1 pseudogene is annotated in these 269 nt (G+C 40.9%); it reads left to right on the top strand.

The annotated features are described in order from the left end of the window. Positions 1–269, top strand: a pseudogene (locus RYX56_RS22650) (aminotransferase class I/II-fold pyridoxal phosphate-dependent enzyme); the annotation flags it as partial.

The raw sequence follows: 269 nt of genomic DNA, 5'->3' as shown, positions 1-269 counted from the left end.
CGAAATCGGCAGTGAGTTTGGGTGCTGATATCGTCGTACAATCGGCCCATAAGACACTTCCGGCGATGACGATGGGGTCGTTTTTACATTTTAATAGCGAGCTTTTATCCAATCATAAGGTGAAAAACAACCTGGAAATATTCCAATCAAGCAGCCCGTCCTATCCCATTATGGCATCCCTGGATATAGCGAGACATTATTTGGCTGCATATAGAGAAGAAGATATCTCCTATTTACTTAAAAAAATTACCGAATTTAAGAAGCAGCTA

Origin of the sequence: Alkalihalophilus lindianensis (assembly GCF_032843265.1) — a bacterium.
GTDB lineage: Bacteria > Bacillota > Bacilli > Bacillales > Bacillaceae_D > Alkalihalophilus > Alkalihalophilus lindianensis.
Note: the sequence above shows the minus strand (reverse complement) of the source record. Positions and strands in the feature narration are given on the sequence as shown.